The organism is Rhizobium altiplani (genome assembly GCF_001542405.1).
Lineage (GTDB): Bacteria > Pseudomonadota > Alphaproteobacteria > Rhizobiales > Rhizobiaceae > Rhizobium > Rhizobium altiplani.
The window spans coordinates 1-17,659 of record NZ_LNCD01000093.1 but is presented as its reverse complement, the minus strand read 5'-3'; the positions used below and the strand labels follow the sequence as shown (position 1 = coordinate 17,659).

The following is a 17,659-nucleotide window of genomic DNA, read 5'->3' as shown; positions in this document are numbered from 1 at the left end:
CTCGACGCGATGGCCGCCGATCGGCAGTTCACCGGAGACGATTGGTTGCTCGGTGTCAACCTCGGACTGGAGCGAATGCGCCACAGTTCCGATAATCATTTCAGCACTTGCGGACGACATTTCTTCGGCTGGTGCGACGCCATGGCCAAGCCGTTCGATGAACAGTTTGCCGTCCGGATTGAGCATGATTTCGACGAGGGTCGAATCATCGAGCACGACGCGGAGCTGATCGCCGAGCGCCTCCTGGAGCTTGCGGACGAGTGGAGGATGAGAGCGAAGCTGGTTCACGGTTTTCTCCTTATGCTGCCTGACCCAGCGGACCATTAAATTGCGAGCGATAGCTGGACGGGCGGAGCCTCAGAAATGTTTCCACGTTCGCCGGGAGCATCCATGCGATGGCTGTAGTCACGCCGATGCGGCTCGGATCGCCGATGCGCTGAAGCGGCCAGCCAACACGAACGAGGATGCGTTCGAACCGCAGGTCGGTCACCGTCACGATCTCGGTGATGCCGTTTGCGAGGCACCCACTCGATGATGCCGGCAAACATCGTCAGCGTTGCCTCATGCACCGATCCCGATCCCCTGCCCTCTTCAAGGGTCGATGTTGCTGGATGAGCTGAGCTTCGTGAACATTCCGCGGCTTGTTGAGCGCGAAAACCTGCATGAATTTCTCCGTCGTCGTTGATCGGCGGAGAAGTCAGCATGGAACGAGTTGGAGGATCCTCCAATGTTTTGCGAGTGAGTCGCACCGCAGTGGCTGCGGAGTTTGGTGAAATCAGGTCCCTTCACGCCCAACGCGGCTAGTTAGGTTTGCAGGATTCACAGATAAACAGATCGAGAACATAGCCGAACCTCTGGCATGTTAACCCCGCGATTATTAACGAAAAATCGAGGTCTATCAATTTTTCCGGCCCGGCAGTGTTAACCTTTCGTTAACCTAAAACCGCTTGCTCAAAATTCAGAATCGGCTTTAATGATTAGTGGCGGAACTTTACCAGTTTCGCGAAAAATACCGCCACTTGCAGGAAATGGGTTTTGAGATGGCGAAGACCGCCGCAAAAACAGCGCCAGTCGTTGAAGGATTGACCGCACTGATGGAGCGTCACGCCGACGCCCTCTCCAGCCAACTTCAGGCGCATCATCTCAAGGTTTTTCCGCCGACGGCCGAAAAAGGCATTCGATCCTTTGCGCCGTCAGAGGTCTCAAAACTGCTCGGTATCGGTGAGTCTTATCTTAGGCAGACTGCTTCGGAAATGCCGGAGTTGCATGTGAGCATGAGCCCTGGCGGCCGACGCACCTTTACGATCGAAGATATTCATGCAATCCGCAAGCACCTGGACCAGATCGGCCGCGGGAACCGGCGCTACCTGCCCCATCGTCGCGAGGGCGAGCAGCTTCAAGTTATCTCGGTGATGAATTTCAAAGGTGGTTCGGGCAAGACGACGACAGCCGCGCATCTGGCGCAATATCTGGCGATGCGTGGCTATCGCGTTCTGGCCATCGATCTCGATCCCCAGGCAAGCCTTTCCGCACTCTTCGGCAGTCAGCCAGAAACCGACGTCGGTCCGAATGAAACCCTTTATGGCGCCATCCGGTACGATGACGAGCAGGTTCCGATCGAGCAGGTTGTGCGAGGAACTTACATTCCGGACCTCCATCTCATTCCGGGCAATCTTGAACTGATGGAGTTCGAGCACGACACACCGCGCGCCCTGATGAACCGGAAGGAAGGCGACACGCTCTTTTACGGTCGGATCAGTCAAGTCATCGACGACATCGCAGACAACTACGATGTCGTCGTCATCGATTGCCCTCCCCAGTTGGGCTATCTCACGCTTTCGGCATTGACCGCCGCGACGTCGATCCTGGTCACTGTCCATCCGCAGATGTTGGACGTGATGTCGATGAATCAGTTCCTGGCGATGACCTCGAATCTCCTGCGCGAAATCGAGAATGCGGGCGCCCAGTTTAATTTTAATTGGATGCGCTACCTCATCACGCGCTTTGAACCGAGCGACGGGCCCCAGAACCAGATGGTTGGCTACCTTCGTTCGATCTTCGGCGAAAATGTGCTCAACTTTCCGATGCTCAAGACTACTGCTGTTTCTGACGCTGGCTTGACAAACCAGACCCTCTTCGAGGTTGAGCGTGGCCAGTTTACGCGCTCGACCTACGATCGGGCCTTGGAAGCGATGAACGCCGTCAACGACGAGATCGAGACTCTGATCAAAAAGGCATGGGGTAGAACCACATGAGTCGGAAACACCTCCTCGGCGTCTCCACAGACGCGCCCGACACCACATCAGCCGGTGACAACAGAGCGGCCAAGACTCGTTCTATGCCTCTTCTCGGCGTGGCGAGAAAAGAACGTGATCCTGCGACCAAGCTGACGGCAAATATCGGCAACGCACTGCGTGAGCAAAATGATCGTCTCGGTCGTGCCGAGGAGATTGAACGGCGACTCGCGGAAGGTCAGGCCGTCGTTGAACTGGACCCATCATCAATCGAGCCGTCGTTCGTCCAAGATCGCATGCAAGGTGATATCGACGGTCTCTCTGTGTCGATCCGGGAGCAAGGACAGCAGGTCCCGATCCTTGTGAGACCTCATCCGGAACGAGGTGGCCGATACCAGGTTGCCTTCGGCCATCGCCGCCTGCGCGCCGTGTCCGAGCTGGGACTGTCGGTCAAGGCGGTCGTTCGCGACTTGACCGACGAGCAGTTGGTCGTGGCCCAGGGTCAGGAAAACAACGAACGCGAAGACCTAACCTTTATTGAAAAGGCGCGTTTCGCGCATCAACTGAACAAGCAGTTTTCACGCGAAATCGTCATCGCTGCCATGTCGATCGACAAAAGCAACCTGTCGAAGATGCTCCTACTTGTCGACGCCCTCCCCTCCGAGCTGATCGACGCCATTGGTGCCGCTCCAGGAGTCGGTCGCCCCAGTTGGCAACAACTCGCCGAACTGCTCGAGAAAGCAGGGTCTCCAGCGGACGCCGTCAAATTTGCGAGTTCGGCAGAGGCTCAGACGCTGCCATCAGCTGACCGGTTCAAGGCGGTGATCGGACACCTGAAGCCGCATCGTATTGCGCGCGGTTTGCCGGACGTCATGTCGACCCCGGATGGGGACAGACTTGCGCAAGTGACACAGAGCAAGAGCAAGCTGGAGATCACGATCGACAGGAAGGCGACGCCTGAGTTTGCCGCCTTTGTACTCGAACATTTGCCGGCGCTTTATCAAGAGCACCGTGCAAAGCATCAACAGAAACAGGGAGAGTAACCCGCAAAAGAAAAGAGCCCCCTCAGCGTTGCCGTCGTGGAAGCCCTTCTGTCTCTTTAGCACGAACAGAATCGCATTTCCTCGAATCCTCGTCAAGAGTCTTTGGCACCGTTTCGGTGAGCGGATTTCTTTTGCCTGCTGAAAGGTGAAAGACGATGCAGACGGGAAGTGTGACGACGCCATTCGGGCGGCGACCGATGACGCTTGCGCTCGTGCGGCGCCAGGCGGCCTTGGCTGAAATAAAGCGAGGCAAGACAGCGGATAAGTGGAAGGTCTTCAGAGATGCCTCCATGGCTAGAGAGTTGCTGGGAGTTCAGTCCAATAGCCTCGCGGTTCTTGACGCACTGTTGAGTTTCTATCCCGAGAATGAGTTGCGCCAGGACGCGCAACTAATTGTCTTCCCCTCGAATGCTCAGCTCGCACTTCGCGCGCATGCAATGGCTGGCGCGACTTTGCGCAGACACATCGCCGTCCTGGTGGAAACGGGTCTCATCGTCCGGAAGGATAGCGCCAACGGGAAGCGCTACGCCCGTAAGAATGGTGATGGCGAGATCGAGAGCGCCTTCGGCTTCGACTTGTCGCCGCTACTTGCTCGGGCCGAAGAGTTGGCCATGCTGGCGCAGCAAGTGACGGCCGATAGAGCGGCGTTGCGGCGAGCCAAGGAAAGCCTGACCATTTGCCGGCGCGATGTCCGTAAGCTCATCACCGCAGCAATGGAAGAGGGCGCCGATGGAGATTGGCGATCGCTCGAGGACGTCTATGTAGCGCTTGTTGGGCGGATTCCGCGAGTACCGACGATTTCTGGCATCGCGGCTGTTCTCGATGAGATGCAAATGCTTCGCGAGGAAGTCCTCAACCGGTTGGAAATCCTCGGAAATTCTGAAAATAATAGCACCAATGATGCTCACAGCGAGCAGCACATACAGAATTCAAAACCCGAATCCTTTCGTGAATCTGAACCCAGCTCTGAAAACGAGCAGGGGGCAAAGCTGAGTTCGAGCCACCAGCCGGGGAATGAAAGGCAGAGGGTCTTCCCATTGGGATTGGTGCTAAAGGCTTGCCCGACGATCGGTGATTACGCGCCGGGCGGTGTGGGAAGCTGGCGAGATCTGATGTCCGCCGCGGTGGTTGTTCGATCTATGCTGGGGGTAAGCCCCTCCGCCTATCAGGTTGCATGCGAGGCACTGGGTCCTGAGAACGCCGCAGTGGCGGTTGCGTGCATCCTCGAGAAGGCAAATTTCATCAACTCAGCCGGAGGCTATCTGCGTGATCTGACGCGGCGCAGTGAGCGTGGGGAATTCTCGCTTGAACCGATGATAATGGCATTGCTGAGAGCCAACGGGCATGGGAATTTGAAAGCTGGATAGGTTTGGCCTCGCGTCAACCAAGCCTTCACGATTTCAGTCGTGGTCAGCTGACCACCAATCTAACAGTTTGGAGAATAACAGCTTTCTACAACGGCTTGTTTCGAATGTAGCTTGACAGGATCTGAGAAGCCAAGCTGTCGAAACCGGCCACATAAAAGGCCGGAAGGTCACAGACGGCGAGGGTAGACCAGAAACGGGGTTATCGAGGGGATGGCTGACCCAGTTGTCGGCGTCGTATTCTGCCCGAAGTGTCTGCTCAACTCTTGGCAGACCGGCGGCTGCTTTTCGGGTGCTGGTTAGATCGAGCGCGGCGCGATGGATAAAATCCGAGCTGCTCGAGTCAAACGGAAACGTGCGAGAGATCGAGAGAGGCAATGCGGTCATGGGTTAGCGATTGCTGTTCAGCGGTGTGCTCTTCCTGAAGTCGGCAGTGGCTTTAAGGTCAGACCCGAATAGCGGAGGGGAAGGCGCGCGACCGAATTGGTCTTCAATCGTTCCGTTAGTCACGGCCTGTTCACCAGGTGGGGCGGGAAATGGATCGCAGCAGCTCTACCGGGGCGCTCTTCGAGATCGTTTCCGGCGACGGTTCTATCCCGTTGAAGCTGCCGGGACGAGAAGCCTGATAAATCATGGCAGTAAAGGCTTCCCGCACGTCGCTTTTGCAGTGGTCAGCTGACCACTGACCTAATCGCTTGAAATGCAACGATCTTGGAAAATCATTGTTTTGGCAGTTGCAGAAACACAGTAGTGCCGGCTTGGTCAAGAGGGGAGAGTGAGCGGTTGATCGCCGTTCGGGCCGCGTTCGAGGCAAGAAGGGGCTGAGCGTGGTGCTTTAGCCGAAAGATAGGGCCACCTTTGGTCTCCGCGCTTGTTAAAACAGCCTAGGCAATTCTTTTGTCGGAACGTGGATTTGCGCTGCGCAAGCTTGGCGCACGCTCGTGGTTGCACCACTAACGCGAGGCTGGTTTTTAGGGGGGCGTACGCATGCCTATGCTTTTTGCAGTATCTCTTGGATGAAAAACTATGCCGGACGTGATCCCAAAGATCCGCCAAAGGGCGGCGGAGGTTTTCCTAGGTCTCAGGGCTATTGTGGTGAAGAACTCAACTTTCTCGGCTGCGAGGATGGTTGCGTTTACGGGCACTTCGAAACGAGTAAAGGCGATATTGACCGCCAGGTGAATATCCAACGGCTCGGTGCGGATAGAAGCGCCGACTTTGTCGACGAGGTCGATGTGGTATGGACCGCACCGATAGAGGGAAATGACCCCCGGTGCGTTGTCGGTTGGCATCGAAACGCGCGTTTGTATCGATATCGACAAAACTTTCAGGGCGTTTACCCTTTGGACCGGCACAGGAAAGATGAAACCGACAGTTTCCGAGTTCGGGCAAAGGTAGAAGATGCGTTCCTGATCGACATCGGTCAGCGGAATTTGAAGCTGGCGCTTGGGCGAGGCCCCGGTTGGAGCGGTCAGGCAAGCTGGTGGTATGCCGAAGACACTGAGAACCTTGAAGCACGTCGAATTGTGCGGTCAATCAGAAATCTAATAAGCGGCAAGGAAATCGTCCCCGGTACAAAGCCGAAAGACGGCCGAAAAAAGGCCGAGCCGGCGAAGCTGCGGCACATGAATATTGCCGATATGTGCGTGCGTACGAGGCGATTGTAAGCCCACGGCACAGCAAGCTGCAGAAGCGCTTCGTCGACGATCTGAAGGGAGCGGTTCCCGGCGTGTCCTTTCCGCCAAGTTTTCGTGACGACCTGCGCTATGTGGATGGTAGGGGCCGGGCAACGATGGCATAGATAAAGCCGACAGATGCGTTGACGGTGCGGTTCGCAATACGGGCCGCGATCGGACAACTTCTTGATTACCGACAACACCAGCAGTGGTCGGAACGATAGTTGATTGTCGTCGAATCCGAAGTGGTCAGCGCTGATGACAAGGCGCTTGCGCTCGACAATGGATTCGGGTTGGCATGGCCCACTGGCGAGACAGGGTTCATCACCATTTGGCCCCGCTAACACGGCTATTGATCTTAGCCGCGGTCACCCAAGCGCCCAGCGCATAGTCGGCCGCCCGTCACTTGAGGAAGATCAGGGGAGCAGGCGCGGGAAGAACTGGCGCCGTATTCCAGGCTGAAAGCACTCAGCCGAAGCTGCAAATCGATGGCGAATACCGTCGCTTGCAGATCCTCGAGCTACGTCTGGAAGTCTATACATCGGACAGCTCCGCCGCCAGGTGAGCCGTGCTCTCAACTGCGGACAAGGCCAAATCGGTGGGCTTGGTCCAGCAGGTCTCGGACGGAGGAGGGCTACCATTTTTTGCCGCCTCGCGCAGGCCGCTCTCCCATCTGGTCCCGCTGAGCGGCAATGTCGCGAAGCGACAGATCGGGATCGGCAATGGCGATCGCTGCTATCAGCTTCATCAGAGGTCCTCCGGCGCGCGGCGAGGGGACCGGCCCAACAGTTCGTTTTCCGCGAGCTTTTCGCGGACCAGGCGATGAACGGCGCGACGAAGGCGCTCGACCGTCCAGTCGTGACCGCGGCGATTGAGCACCCGCACGACATTGTCCCAGCTATGTTGCGGGCGCAGCTGTCGCACCACCGGCAGCCATGTCTGCGCCGAGACAATAAGATCATCGAGATAGCGTTTCTCCCGCGCTTGCGAGACTGCTTTGATTGCCTCCGGTCGTCTTTCTCGCAGACCCGGGTTCCCGGGAAGTTTGCCGCGAGCCTTCGCGGCCTTGATGCCAGCTTTGCTACGTTCGGCGATCAGCGCTCTCTCAAGCTGCGCGATTGCACCGAGCACCTGGAGGGAAAACGTGCCCTGTGGCGTCGAAGTATCGATCGGGTCACGTATCGACCCGAAATGCACGCCCCGCTCCTCGAGGTCCTCCATCACGGCTAAAAGATGGCTAGCCGATCAAGCCAGAGGACGTCGCCTGGATCCGCGCAGATCGTTGGCTGGAAACAGCCGATGCGAGGGCTGCGTTGGTGCGGCTTGAGGATCTGCTCTCCTATCCGCCACGGGATCGAATGCCTTGTCTGCTTCTCTACGGCGATACCGGTATGGGAAAGACAAAAGTCATCCGGAAGTTTCTTCTCGATCACGAGCCTATTTTCGATCGAGGAACCGGGGTGACGAGCATGCCGGTCGTGGCGATGCAGATGCCGGCCGAACCCGTTGAACGCGATGTCTACGGTGAACTCCTCAATGCAATGAGTGCATCGGGTCCAAGCGGAGACGCGACCTTCCGACTGAAGACCACTTGCCTGACCCTCATGCGCAGGATGGGTGTGAGGATGCTGATCATCGATGAGATCCATACCATGTTGACGGGGACATATCGGCAGCAACGGGTCTTCCTCAACGTCATCCGCTTTCTGGCGAACGATCTGAAAGTCCCTCTAATCTGCGCCGGTACCGATCTCGCCCGACAGGCTTTATTGACGGATCCGCAGCTTGCGGAGAGGTTTGAGGCCTTCCACCTGAAGCTCTGGTCCAACACGCAGCAACTCGCCCAATTGCTTGCAAGTCTCGGGAGCCTCCTGCCTCTGCGCGAGCAATCACAGCTTGGGACCGCAGCGGTGCGCCGCAAGGTGCTGGAGATGACCGACGGCGTCACGGTGCGTATTTTTCGCTTGATCGAGACAGTCGCGGTCGAAGCCGTCCGAAGTGGAAAAGAGGCGATCACGTTGGAGAGCTTCGACAATGGCAGCCTTGTCCTACCGCTTGTGGCGATGGCGCGACTTAGCGAAGGCCGCCTGCAGCGACATGCATCGCCAGTGAGACCGGTACGGCTGCTGGCTATCGCCCCGCGGCCCTTTGAGGATGAGCTTCTCAACTGTTGGCGTTGGCGAGTGGCGAGCCATTACTCCAGCTCGCCCCGGCAGGTTGAGTCTTGGGTATGTGGCGCTTCGGGAGCCTCGAACCCGCATCTCTTCAGTAATGACATTCCTACCGGACAGTCTGCGACCCGTTTATGGGCGCTTGCCTGTCGTCTGAAGCAAGCAGATGTCGAGCGACTGTCTCTGCAAAATACCGGGCGCAGCAGGGCGTCATTCGTGAGCGATCCCGCCCATCGAGGCGTTTGTCCGTCATGCCTGGATGAAAATGTCGAGGAGGGGAGGGATCATTATTGCCGACGATGTTGGGCATGCGTCGAAGCAGTGGTCTGCCCCCGGCACAAGATTGGCCTCGAGATTAAGTGCGCTGTTTGTTTCCGCACCGGTCTGTTTCAGTTCCGGTCGACACCTGCCGGCGTCGCGAGACTGTTTTGCCGTCATTGCGATGTGGTTGTCTCGGCGCGGAAGTTTCAGCGCCGCGATCAGACAGCCTTGCTGCAGGTTGCCTCGTTGATAGGCGAGGCCATCGGCAAGGTCGGGTCTGAGCGTGAGCGCATCGAGACGGCAAGCCGCTTCTTCTGGTCGCTACGTCCGGAAGGAATGCCGTACATCACCACGCTGGGCTTACCACTGCCTTATGGGCAACGGCCGCCGCCCACTGCAGGTAACGCGCCGCTGACCAGCCTTCCACCGGCATGGCGAGCCTTGACCATGACGGCCATCGCAGACCTTATCTTTGAGGACACTTGCAAGACGGCTCGATTCTCTGCCTCTGTTCGCGAGGCTTTTCGGCAATTCGAGCGTGGACCAGTCCCCGAGTATCATCAGGTGTCTCTACGAACTCGGGCGGCTTCAGTCCTAAATCTCCGTGCGGAATCCGAGTACCGGCAGTTGGCCCGCGGCATTGTCGAAAGCGAAGGCTGGAAATCTCTACCATCCAAAACAGGGCGCGCGAGTAGCCGGGCAATCGGCAAGCTGATGCTCCGCGCCCTCAATGACGAATGAGGCCAAACCGATGTGCCTCATCCAGCAGGTGACGAACAGAAGAGGGCTGCCATTTTCGCCCACCGCGCGCAGGTCGCTCACCCATTTGATCCAGTTGGGCGGCAATATCGCGCAGCGACAGACCGGGATCAGCAATGGCAATCGCTGCAACGAGCTTCATCAGGTGATCTTCTGGGGCACGACGGGGCGAGCGCGCCAAAAGTTCGGGGTCGGCAAGCTTCTCCCGGACCATCCGGTGCACCGCGCGGCGCAGGCGTTCTACCGTCCAGTCATGGCCTCTGCGATTGAGCACCCGGACGACATTGTCCCAGCTATGCTGGGGGCGAAGCTGCCGGACCATTGGTAGCCAAGTCTGGGCGGACGAGATCATCTCGTCGAGATAGAGTTTGTCTCGCGCCTTCGATACCGCCTTGATCGCTTCTGGTCGTCGCTCTCGAAGTCCGGGATTGCCCGGCAGCTTGCCACGCGCTTTTGCCGCCTTGATGCCAGTTCTGGTTCGTTCGGCGATCAAAGCCCGTTCGAGCTGCGCGACAGCTCCGAGGACCTGAAGAGAAAACATTCCCTGTGGCGTGGACGTGTCGATGGGATCGCGGATGGACCTGAAATGGACGCCGCGTTCTTCCAAGTCCTCGATCACTTGCAACAGATGGCTGACCGAACGGGCGAGGCGATCCAGCCGGACGACGACAAGCACATCGCCGGCAGTCAGGTCGCCGAGCAATCTTGTCAGCACCGGTCGGGCTCGTGACGCGCCGGATCCGTGCTCCTGATAAATCCGCTCGCAGCCGGCGGCGCGCAACTCGTCCATCTGCGCGTCGTGGACCTGATCGTCGGTCGAGACGCGCGCATAGCCGATGAGACGTTTTGGGGCCGGCGACGGATTGGCGACTTGCCGTTTTGCCATGGTTTTCTCGCGCGCTTTTCGGGTGCCTTGTACAGATAAGGAATGCGTGACAAAACGAACAGTTGCAAGCGTGTTTTATGGTCTGAATAGCGGGCCCCCAGACTCAAATCATAACCCGAGACGAACAACGGAGCGTCCACTAGGTAAGCGCGTGCCAGCGGGCTTCTGTGGCGGAAATGCGGGAAGCGCGGGGGGCTTGGGGACTGCTGTGGAAGCAAGAGCCCGCTGCCAGGCCCGGGAAGCTCAATTCCGCAGAAGAGGAGGGACCTGTGCGCGGCCAGCGACCGTCGAATTCTGCTTCGGGGAGTCCGGCATCCCGGCCGAAATCGCCCTAGAAGACCGGAAAACCGGGTATTTCCGGTGATCCAGGACGGCCGACATCGCTGATTTGCGGCTTCAAATCAATCACTACCGATAAGCATTACTTATCGATGGTTTAAACATCAACTCCCAATCATACGCAGTGACGAACAGTAAAGCGCAGATAGCATTCGTTTAGCAAATCATTTACCATTATTTCAATGTCTTACGATCTCGTGAAGTTGCCCATATCGAGCCTGATAGGACCGGCTTTTGAGGCCGGCTGTGGCTTTTGCTTCCCGATTTCAATTGAAGCGCTAAGCTGAAAATCCGGCACGCAATTTTGACCTAACGATTTCATGCCGGGCGAGGGGAGGGGCCTCTTAAAGCCCTGACGCCTTTGTCAGATTGGTGCGGAAGCGGTCGCGCCGCCGCTGATATTTACGCGTCATCTCCGCCGAGGCGTGACCCAGCTGTTTCTGAACATACCGCTCCTCGATGTCGGCTGAGGAGGCAAGGCCGGCGCGCAGCGAGTGGCCTGAGAACAGCAACGCACGTTCCCCTTCCGTAAGATCGGAACGGACGCCTGCGGCGAGTGCGGTCTGCTTGACCAGACGGGCGACATGTTTGTCGGAAAGCCGCTCGACGTCGACCGTCTTGTTGTCCTTGAAGATGCGGCGGAAGAGGGGGCCGCGCGCAATCCGGCCGAAGCGGATCCAGCTCTCGAGGGCTGCCACGGGGCAGGTCTCGCTGGAGGCGCCGCGGCCGACCTCGACCTCGCGCCATCCGGTTTTGCCGCGCAGCGTCACCAGGACGCCTTGGTCGGGAAAAATCTCGATCCAGCCATGGCCATCGCTCTTGTCGTCGCGGACAGCGTCGAGGCCGGCGATCTCGGAGCGCCGCAGGCCGCCGGCGAAGCCCAGGAGCAGGATGGCCCGGTCACGCAGGCCCCTCAGATCGTGGCCGAGGGTGTTGACCATCGCCTTGATGTCGTCGCCAAGCACGGCCTCCTTCTGTCGCGGCGGCTTGGCGTGCTTGCGGCGAATGCCGGCGAGCACCGTCGCAATATGCCGGTCGGTGCGATCCATCGGCACGCCGCGCTGGGTAAAATTCCAGGCGAGGCCGGAGAGACGTCGCTCGATCGTCGCCACCGAGAGGGCAGGGGCACTGCGTTTCGGGTTTTCGGCAGAGATGCCCGAAGCACAGGCGCCGATATAGAGGCCGATCACCTGGCTTGAGGGGGGCAGCGGTTCAAAACCTTCGCGGCGGCACCAGGCGGTGAAATGCCGCCAGTCCTTGGCGTAGGCATCGCGGGTGTTTTCGGAACTGGCGGCGTTGGCATAAGCTGTCGCGGTCTCGACCAAGGCTTCCAGCCGCGCCGGGACACGGGGTGTCGGCCCGGGGGCGGGAGGTGAAGCGCCCAATTCGCTGCCGGGATCGACGACGTTGGTGCTAGAATCGTCGATTTTGGGCGTGTTTGCCGGGGGATTTTCCATGGTTCGGGATGCTATCACTTTATGTCCGGTAATGGAAGGTTACCGGACATAAAACAGTGTTGACGGGCCGTGCGGTTTCGGCAGAACCGCATGGCATAAACTGCACGCTTCGATTATGCTCGGCAGCATGGATTCGCGCTCCCGCTCGCCTCTCGTCACCCCAGTTCCGCCCACGGCCGTGCCGCCCCTGCCGGCCTGGGTTTTGCCGCGCGGCGGCGAGCTGGGTGAGGCGGACGCCGCCTTCGCCGCCGGCATCGCCCTGAAATCCTTGGACGATCTGGTGCGCACCGAACCCGCTTGGGCCGGCTGCTGGCGTCAACGGCTGGCGCTCAGATGCGCGCAATCGGCGGTGCAGCTGATCGGCCGCACCGAGAGCGAACCGGCCTTGCGCGATGCGCTGCTGCTCACCACACCCGACGACGATCCCGGACCGGCCGGCACAATGGTTTTGGCCTTCCAAAGGCTGGCGGCGAAGAAGCGGACGATCGGCAGCAAGGTTCTGCAGGGGTTGGCGGCACTGATCGGCTTGCGCCGCGACGGCCTGGACGAGCTCGCCGATCTGTTCGACGCCGCGCTGCAGTCGCCGCGCACAGCACCCTTCGCCGTCGCCGAGCTGGTGGCGAAAATCTGCGCCGCCCGGCCCGACGCTGAAATCCTCGCCTGGTGGTTGGCCGATCGGCTGTTGGCGGAAAAACTCGGCTGGGCGTGCGGCGTGCCGCTGCTGATGGCCGAACGCTATGGCGCCGCATTTAAGACGATCGGCGGCCGCGGACGGGTGCGGTCCGGCGAGCCTGGCTTTGCGCGGGCAGTGTGCCTGGCGCTCGTGTCAGGGACGACCGAGGCCCTGCGGCAGGCCAATGACATCGGCCGGCGCGCCGAGGCATTGCTGGCGGCGGCGCCGAAGGTGCGGACGAAGGGCGCCGGTGTCGTCTTCGAAAAGCTGCTCGACGAGGATGCCGTGCCGGCTTCCGCGCCCGGCAGCGATCTTTCCCGCTGGGCGGCGACGCGGCTGTTCGAGCGGCTCGAGAGTTTTGGCGCGGTGCGCGAACTCTCCGGCCGCACGTCCTTCCGGATTTTTGGATTGTGACGATGACCGGATCGGGGGCAACCAGGACACATCGAGGAAGGAAATCGAGGTCGGAGGATGAAATCCTCTATGACCGGGAACTTGAGGATCTACCGCCGGAGCTGCGCTGGCGCGAATGGATGCTGAGGGTGGAGGCGGTCATTTTTGCCGCCGTGGAACCGGTTAGCCGCGAGACGCTGGCGCGGGTGGTCGGAAAGAGCTGCAGCATCGAGCTGCTCATCGATGATCTGCGCGAGGACCTGCGGTCGCGTCCTTATGACATCGTTACGGTCGCCGGCGGCTGGCAGCACCGAAGCCGCTCGGCCTATGCGGCCGCGATCCGCGCGTCGCAGGCGCCGACGCGGTCGTCTCCGGTGTCGCTGTCCGAGCACGAAGCCGCGGTGCTGGCGGCCATCGCCTACCTGCAACCGGTGACCCGCGGCGAGCTGTCGAAGATGTTCGGCAAAGAGGTGAGCCGCGACACGATCGCCAGTTTGCGCGACGCCGGCTTTCTTGGCTCCGGGCCGCGCAGCCCGACACCCGGCGCGCCCTATACTTATGTGACCACCAGGCATTTCCTGTCGGCGTTCGGCCTCGAGACGCTACGCGATCTTCCCGACCTCGAACGGTTGGAGGACGCGGGACTGCTCAGCCGGCAGGCGCTCGAGGGGGATGCACTGCCGATGCGCGAGAGCGAAGCATCGGAGAACGACTGATTCATCCAAGAGCTATGTTTCGGCCTGTCTCACGCCGATCGACGACGTCGACCACGCTCCATCACACGCGCATACGCTCCGAGCAGGGCGGCCACGTCCACGGGCTTTGGCTGGACAGTCGTCTTAGCCTGGCGTTCCCGGAGTTCTCTTCGTTTCTCGAGGCAGTCCGCAAAACGCTCGATGAGCCTCCGGTGGCCCTTCGCCGCCAAGATCAGAAGTCGCCACTGCGCGGCTGCCGTTTCGTCGCCGGCCGTCAGCCAGTCGTCGTCCGGTCGGTTTGCTGCCCACGCAATGCAGTGCGCCCGTGCCGCCGTGGACAGGCTGATCAGGTTCGCCGTCGAATAGATGCCATCGGGCAGGTTCAAAAGGCGTCGAATGAGCGAACGGCTGGATGGCGTATTTCTCATCCCTTCCAATCGACAGATGTCGTCGATGCAGCGATCGAGTTGTCTTGCCGCTGGACTGATGCCAATTCTCGATGCGCGACGCAGGTCGTAGCCACAGCGGGCACAGTAATGTTGCGGCACCAGTTCAGCTTGGTCAAAGACCGCGATGCAGCTTTGGCAGGACGGACATCGGTCGCGCAATCGACAGCTATGTTTCGAGCATGAAACCCGGGTTGCCAGTCGCCATCTCCGCCGAAAATAGGGCTGTGCATCCTCGGCGAGACAGTAAGAACAAAACTGCAGCCAGGTTGACTCTGTCCGATGTCCGCCGTTGCGAAGCGGCAGCAGAAGCTGCCTCGGCAGGGCGTGCGGCAACATCATCGCCGCCAGCTCATCGGGCGCGATACCGGTGTTGGCGCTCAGCAGCTTTGCGATTTCACCCGGCAGCCGGAAATCAAGGGCTGGCGACCACATTACCGCATTGCGCCGGAGCACGCGAGCGAAGGCTCGCGGCGGAACACCATTGGCATGTGCAAGCCGGTGTAGCCAGCTCGACAGCAACTCGTCTGCCTGGGGCACGACGGTGACCGGCCAGCGGTCGGACGCGACGTCACGATAGTGTTCACGGATGCTGATCGTCGGTGCAGGCGCGTCGACCGTCGTCATAGAAGGCTCTCGCGCAGAGCCGCGTTGCGCCGCTTAGAAACCGGCACGTGGCGGAGCTCGTCGATGCTGGCCTTGCTGATGCGTTCGGTTCCGGATCCAATCGCCGCGACGGCCGCCTTGGTGACGATGGTGACGATCTCGCCGATCAAGCCTTCCGAGAGGCTGAATATCCGACGCGCCAACGGCTCGTTCGACAAATCGGAGCTTTTGGCCAGCGGCAATGCGGCCTCGAGACTGTCGAGCAGCATGAGATAGTTTTCGTCATACTGCCAGCGTGGGACCGCGACCAGCTCGAAGCGGCTCGCCATCTCGCTGGTGGCGTTGATGAAATCGCAGACGGCCACCTCGCCGATCAGCACCGGCGAGATGTCGTACTGGCGGCCGATCCGCCGCAGGAAGGCAAAGACGGCTTCGACGTCGCGGGCACGGCCCCGCAGCGCATTGTGGAACTCGTCGAGAATCAGCACCTTCGGCTTGAGGCTCTCCAGCAAGTGGTCGAGTTGCTCCGCCTTGCGACCGACATCCCACATATCGCCGCCGGGAGCGCGCAGCGCCTGCAGAATACTGGCATAGAAATGGCCGAGGCCGGCGCCTTCGCGTGTCTGGACCATCCAGACTTTTTGCGCGGGCGCGGCTCTCAGGTGCTCGACGGCGAAGCGTTCGGCGATCATCGTCTTGCCGTTGGCGTAGGGGCCGACCAACATCAGCCCCTGGGTTCGCAAAGACGGAGGTCGTTCCAGGAGCTCGGCCAGCCGCCGATGGCTGTCCTGGGCGACATGATGCCCGATCCAACGGGGTGCGCGGATATAGGCGATCCGCTCTTCCCGATCACGGCCGAGATATGGCCGGACATGCTCGAGCAAATGATCCGACATGGCTACCAATCCTCGACCGGCAACCGGCTCTTTTGGCGCGGCGGATGCTCTGCCGGTAGAGGCGCCGGCGGCCGCATGACCGCATAAGGCTTGTCCGCTGTGGCGGCATGTGCGCTGCGGACAGCGTCGCGCAACTGGCGCTTGGAAGCCTTTGCGGTCTCCGCTATGGCTGCGATCTCGCGGCGGACCGCCACCTTCTCGACGTTTGAGCGTCGATTGGTTGTGCGCCGACGGGTGCGCTCGGCCGCATGTTCCCATAGGGTCACTGGCGACAACTGGCCATCGCGTCGCTCGACCGGCCGAAACTGTCTTGTTTCCGGGTCGCGGACATAGACATGACTGATGTCGCGGGGATCGTATCGCACCTCGAGCTTTCCGAGCCGGTCCCGCTCTGGAACGAAGACGCCCAGCCACGCCGAATAATAGTGCAGGGCGAACATGCTGATCCCTTGCGGCGACAATTGCCTCTCCGTTCTTGGTAGAAACGACAGCAGCACGCGTTGCGGATCGTCGCCGAAGACCGGCAATGCCGAACCGTTGCGTTGCCATTCGGTCAGCGGCACCTTCAGGGTCTTGGAATTTTCCTGCAGATTGTGATCGATCACGGCCAGCGCGACGCAGCGCTCGAGATCGGCGAAGCTCAGGCAGGCGCGCCGCTCGGATGGATATTCATCGCGGTGGGCGACGGAACGCCCCGAGGAGCCCGGATAGGTAGCGAGAACTCCGTTGACTTTGCCCAACAGCCGTTCAACCACGCCGCCGTGATGGACCCTGCCACGATCGCGGGGGCGGATCCGAATGCCGTAATCCTCACAGCCTTGTTGGAATGCATGCCCCTTGAACTCCATCGCCGAGTCCGCGACCAGCAGCCGCGGTCGACCGAACATCGGCCAGGCGTGATTGAGATTGCGCGCGGCAAGCCATGCGTCTTTCGGACACATGGCCTGGGCGAGGCATAGCGCGACAGACAGCACCGACGGCTTCTCCAAGGTGAGGCAGAAGCCGAGGATGGATCGTGTCGCCACGTCGGTGATGACAGTCAGGTAAGGGCGGCCGACGAACACACCAGCCCCGTCAACAACCTCCACGAAATTGATATCGGTCGGCGTATGGTCGATTTGGCAGACGGCGAGCGGGTGCGGCGCATGGATATAGCCGGGTCGCGGCTTCAGCCGCAAAAAGTGCTTCGGATTGGCCGAACGCTTCTTGGCGATCTCTTCAGGCGAAAACAAGACCGGGATGCGTCGAGCGACCGTCACATAGGACGGCACGGCAAGACCGGCTTCCTCGCAGCGCGCGCGGATCTCGTCGACCACGGGAGCAAGTCCGGTCGGCTCGAGCGTCAGCCACTTCTCCCGAAGTGTGGTCGCGATGATCTCCTCGATCTGTTCCGACAGCCGTTTGCGCCGACTGACCGCAGTGCGAGGCAGCAGGGCCGTCACCGTCCGATCGGCGCGATATCGGGCGAGGAGATTGTAGATTTGCCGTGTGGTTAGGCGCAGTTCAGCCGCCGCGCGCGTGATGGTAGCCTGCCTCGGGCCGCGACCGTCGAGGATCTTGTCCAACTCGCGGGCAATGCGACGCGCCATCGACCACTGCTCGTCCGAGATCGGGCGATCCGCCGGCAAGGTTCGATCGTGAAATCGCTTTGGCAAGGGGCTTCATTTGAAATCGTTAGCGAAAAATCGACACCGATTTAGCGTCTAAACCTAACGCCTGTATGACATTTTCCGATTTGAAATCCGAAAGTAAAAGCCACA

Annotated in this window: 12 protein-coding genes and 3 pseudogenes; 7 read left to right on the top strand and 8 right to left on the bottom strand. The window is 60.1% G+C overall.

Annotation, left to right across the window (positions count from 1 at the left end):
- Positions 1-288 (bottom strand): annotated as a pseudogene (locus tag AS026_RS40295) (P-type conjugative transfer ATPase TrbB); the annotation flags it as partial.
- Positions 289-298: 10 nt separating this feature from the next.
- Positions 299-602: pseudogene (locus tag AS026_RS22650) on the bottom strand (acyl-homoserine-lactone synthase); the annotation flags it as partial.
- 438 nt (positions 603-1,040) lie between these two features.
- Between AS026_RS22650 and repA the strand changes: the two are divergent.
- The 4 genes from repA to AS026_RS41345 all read left to right on the top strand — a co-directional run bounded on the left by repA (position 1,041) and on the right by AS026_RS41345 (position 6,308).
- On the top strand, positions 1,041-2,255 hold the full coding sequence (gene repA / locus AS026_RS22645; protein ID WP_007538730.1) for a plasmid partitioning protein RepA: 1,215 nt from the start codon (positions 1,041-1,043) through the stop codon (positions 2,253-2,255).
- Positions 2,252-3,277: a plasmid partitioning protein RepB gene (gene repB / locus AS026_RS22640; protein WP_007538728.1), complete on the top strand. Its 1,026-nt coding sequence runs from the start codon at positions 2,252-2,254 to the stop codon at positions 3,275-3,277. The genes repA and repB overlap by 4 nt, the downstream gene beginning before the upstream one ends.
- A gap of 155 nt (positions 3,278-3,432) precedes the next feature.
- Positions 3,433-4,644: a plasmid replication protein RepC gene (gene repC, locus AS026_RS22635; RefSeq protein ID WP_007538726.1), complete on the top strand. Its 1,212-nt coding sequence runs from the start codon at positions 3,433-3,435 to the stop codon at positions 4,642-4,644.
- A gap of 1,013 nt (positions 4,645-5,657) precedes the next feature.
- Positions 5,658-6,308, top strand: a complete 651-nt coding sequence (locus AS026_RS41345) for a hypothetical protein (protein WP_037076293.1) — start codon at positions 5,658-5,660, stop codon at positions 6,306-6,308.
- A gap of 643 nt (positions 6,309-6,951) precedes the next feature.
- On the opposite strand, the pseudogene AS026_RS22625 reads toward AS026_RS41345, so the two are convergent.
- Positions 6,952-7,562 (bottom strand): annotated as a pseudogene (locus tag AS026_RS22625) (recombinase family protein); the annotation flags it as partial.
- Here AS026_RS22625 and AS026_RS40285 point away from each other — a divergent pair.
- Positions 7,562-9,490, top strand: coding sequence for a TniB family NTP-binding protein (locus tag AS026_RS40285; protein ID WP_425349826.1), 1,929 nt, complete (start codon positions 7,562-7,564; stop codon positions 9,488-9,490). The pseudogene AS026_RS22625 and the gene AS026_RS40285 overlap by 1 nt on opposite strands.
- On the opposite strand, the gene AS026_RS22615 is transcribed toward AS026_RS40285, so the two are convergent.
- Both AS026_RS22615 and AS026_RS22610 read right to left on the bottom strand, forming a co-directional pair.
- Complete coding sequence (locus tag AS026_RS22615; protein WP_007538718.1) at positions 9,477-10,394, bottom strand: recombinase family protein; 918 nt, start codon at positions 10,392-10,394, stop codon at positions 9,477-9,479. The two genes, AS026_RS40285 and AS026_RS22615, sit on opposite strands and share 14 nt — an antisense overlap.
- Positions 10,395-11,077: 683 nt before the next feature.
- Positions 11,078-12,190 carry a tyrosine-type recombinase/integrase gene (locus tag AS026_RS22610; protein WP_028748910.1) on the bottom strand — a complete coding sequence of 371 codons (1,113 nt, stop codon included), beginning with the start codon at positions 12,188-12,190 and terminating at the stop codon, positions 11,078-11,080.
- A 127-nt stretch (positions 12,191-12,317) separates the two neighbouring features.
- On the opposite strand from AS026_RS22610, the gene AS026_RS22605 reads away from it, so the two are divergent.
- Together AS026_RS22605 and scpB are read left to right on the top strand one after the other, a co-directional pair.
- Positions 12,318-13,277, top strand: coding sequence for a DUF1403 family protein (locus tag AS026_RS22605; RefSeq protein WP_028748909.1), 960 nt, complete (start codon positions 12,318-12,320; stop codon positions 13,275-13,277).
- A gap of 2 nt (positions 13,278-13,279) precedes the next feature.
- Positions 13,280-13,972, top strand: coding sequence for an SMC-Scp complex subunit ScpB (scpB, locus tag AS026_RS22600; RefSeq protein WP_051321166.1), 693 nt, complete (start codon positions 13,280-13,282; stop codon positions 13,970-13,972).
- A 29-nt stretch (positions 13,973-14,001) separates the two neighbouring features.
- Here the strand turns inward: scpB and AS026_RS22595 are convergent, their stop codons facing one another.
- From AS026_RS22595 to AS026_RS22585, 3 genes are read right to left on the bottom strand one after another with little or no spacing between them, the layout of a single operon-like run.
- The gene (locus AS026_RS22595; RefSeq protein WP_028746974.1) at positions 14,002-15,024 is read right to left on the bottom strand and encodes a TniQ family protein; all 1,023 of its coding nucleotides are present in this window, start codon (positions 15,022-15,024) and stop codon (positions 14,002-14,004) included.
- Positions 15,021-15,899: a TniB family NTP-binding protein gene (locus tag AS026_RS22590; protein WP_028746973.1), complete on the bottom strand. Its 879-nt coding sequence runs from the start codon at positions 15,897-15,899 to the stop codon at positions 15,021-15,023. The genes AS026_RS22595 and AS026_RS22590 overlap by 4 nt, the downstream gene beginning before the upstream one ends.
- Before the next feature lie 2 nt (positions 15,900-15,901).
- Positions 15,902-17,488, bottom strand: a complete 1,587-nt coding sequence (locus tag AS026_RS22585) for a Mu transposase C-terminal domain-containing protein (protein WP_235777076.1) — start codon at positions 17,486-17,488, stop codon at positions 15,902-15,904.
- Positions 17,489-17,659: the final 171 nt, after the last annotated feature.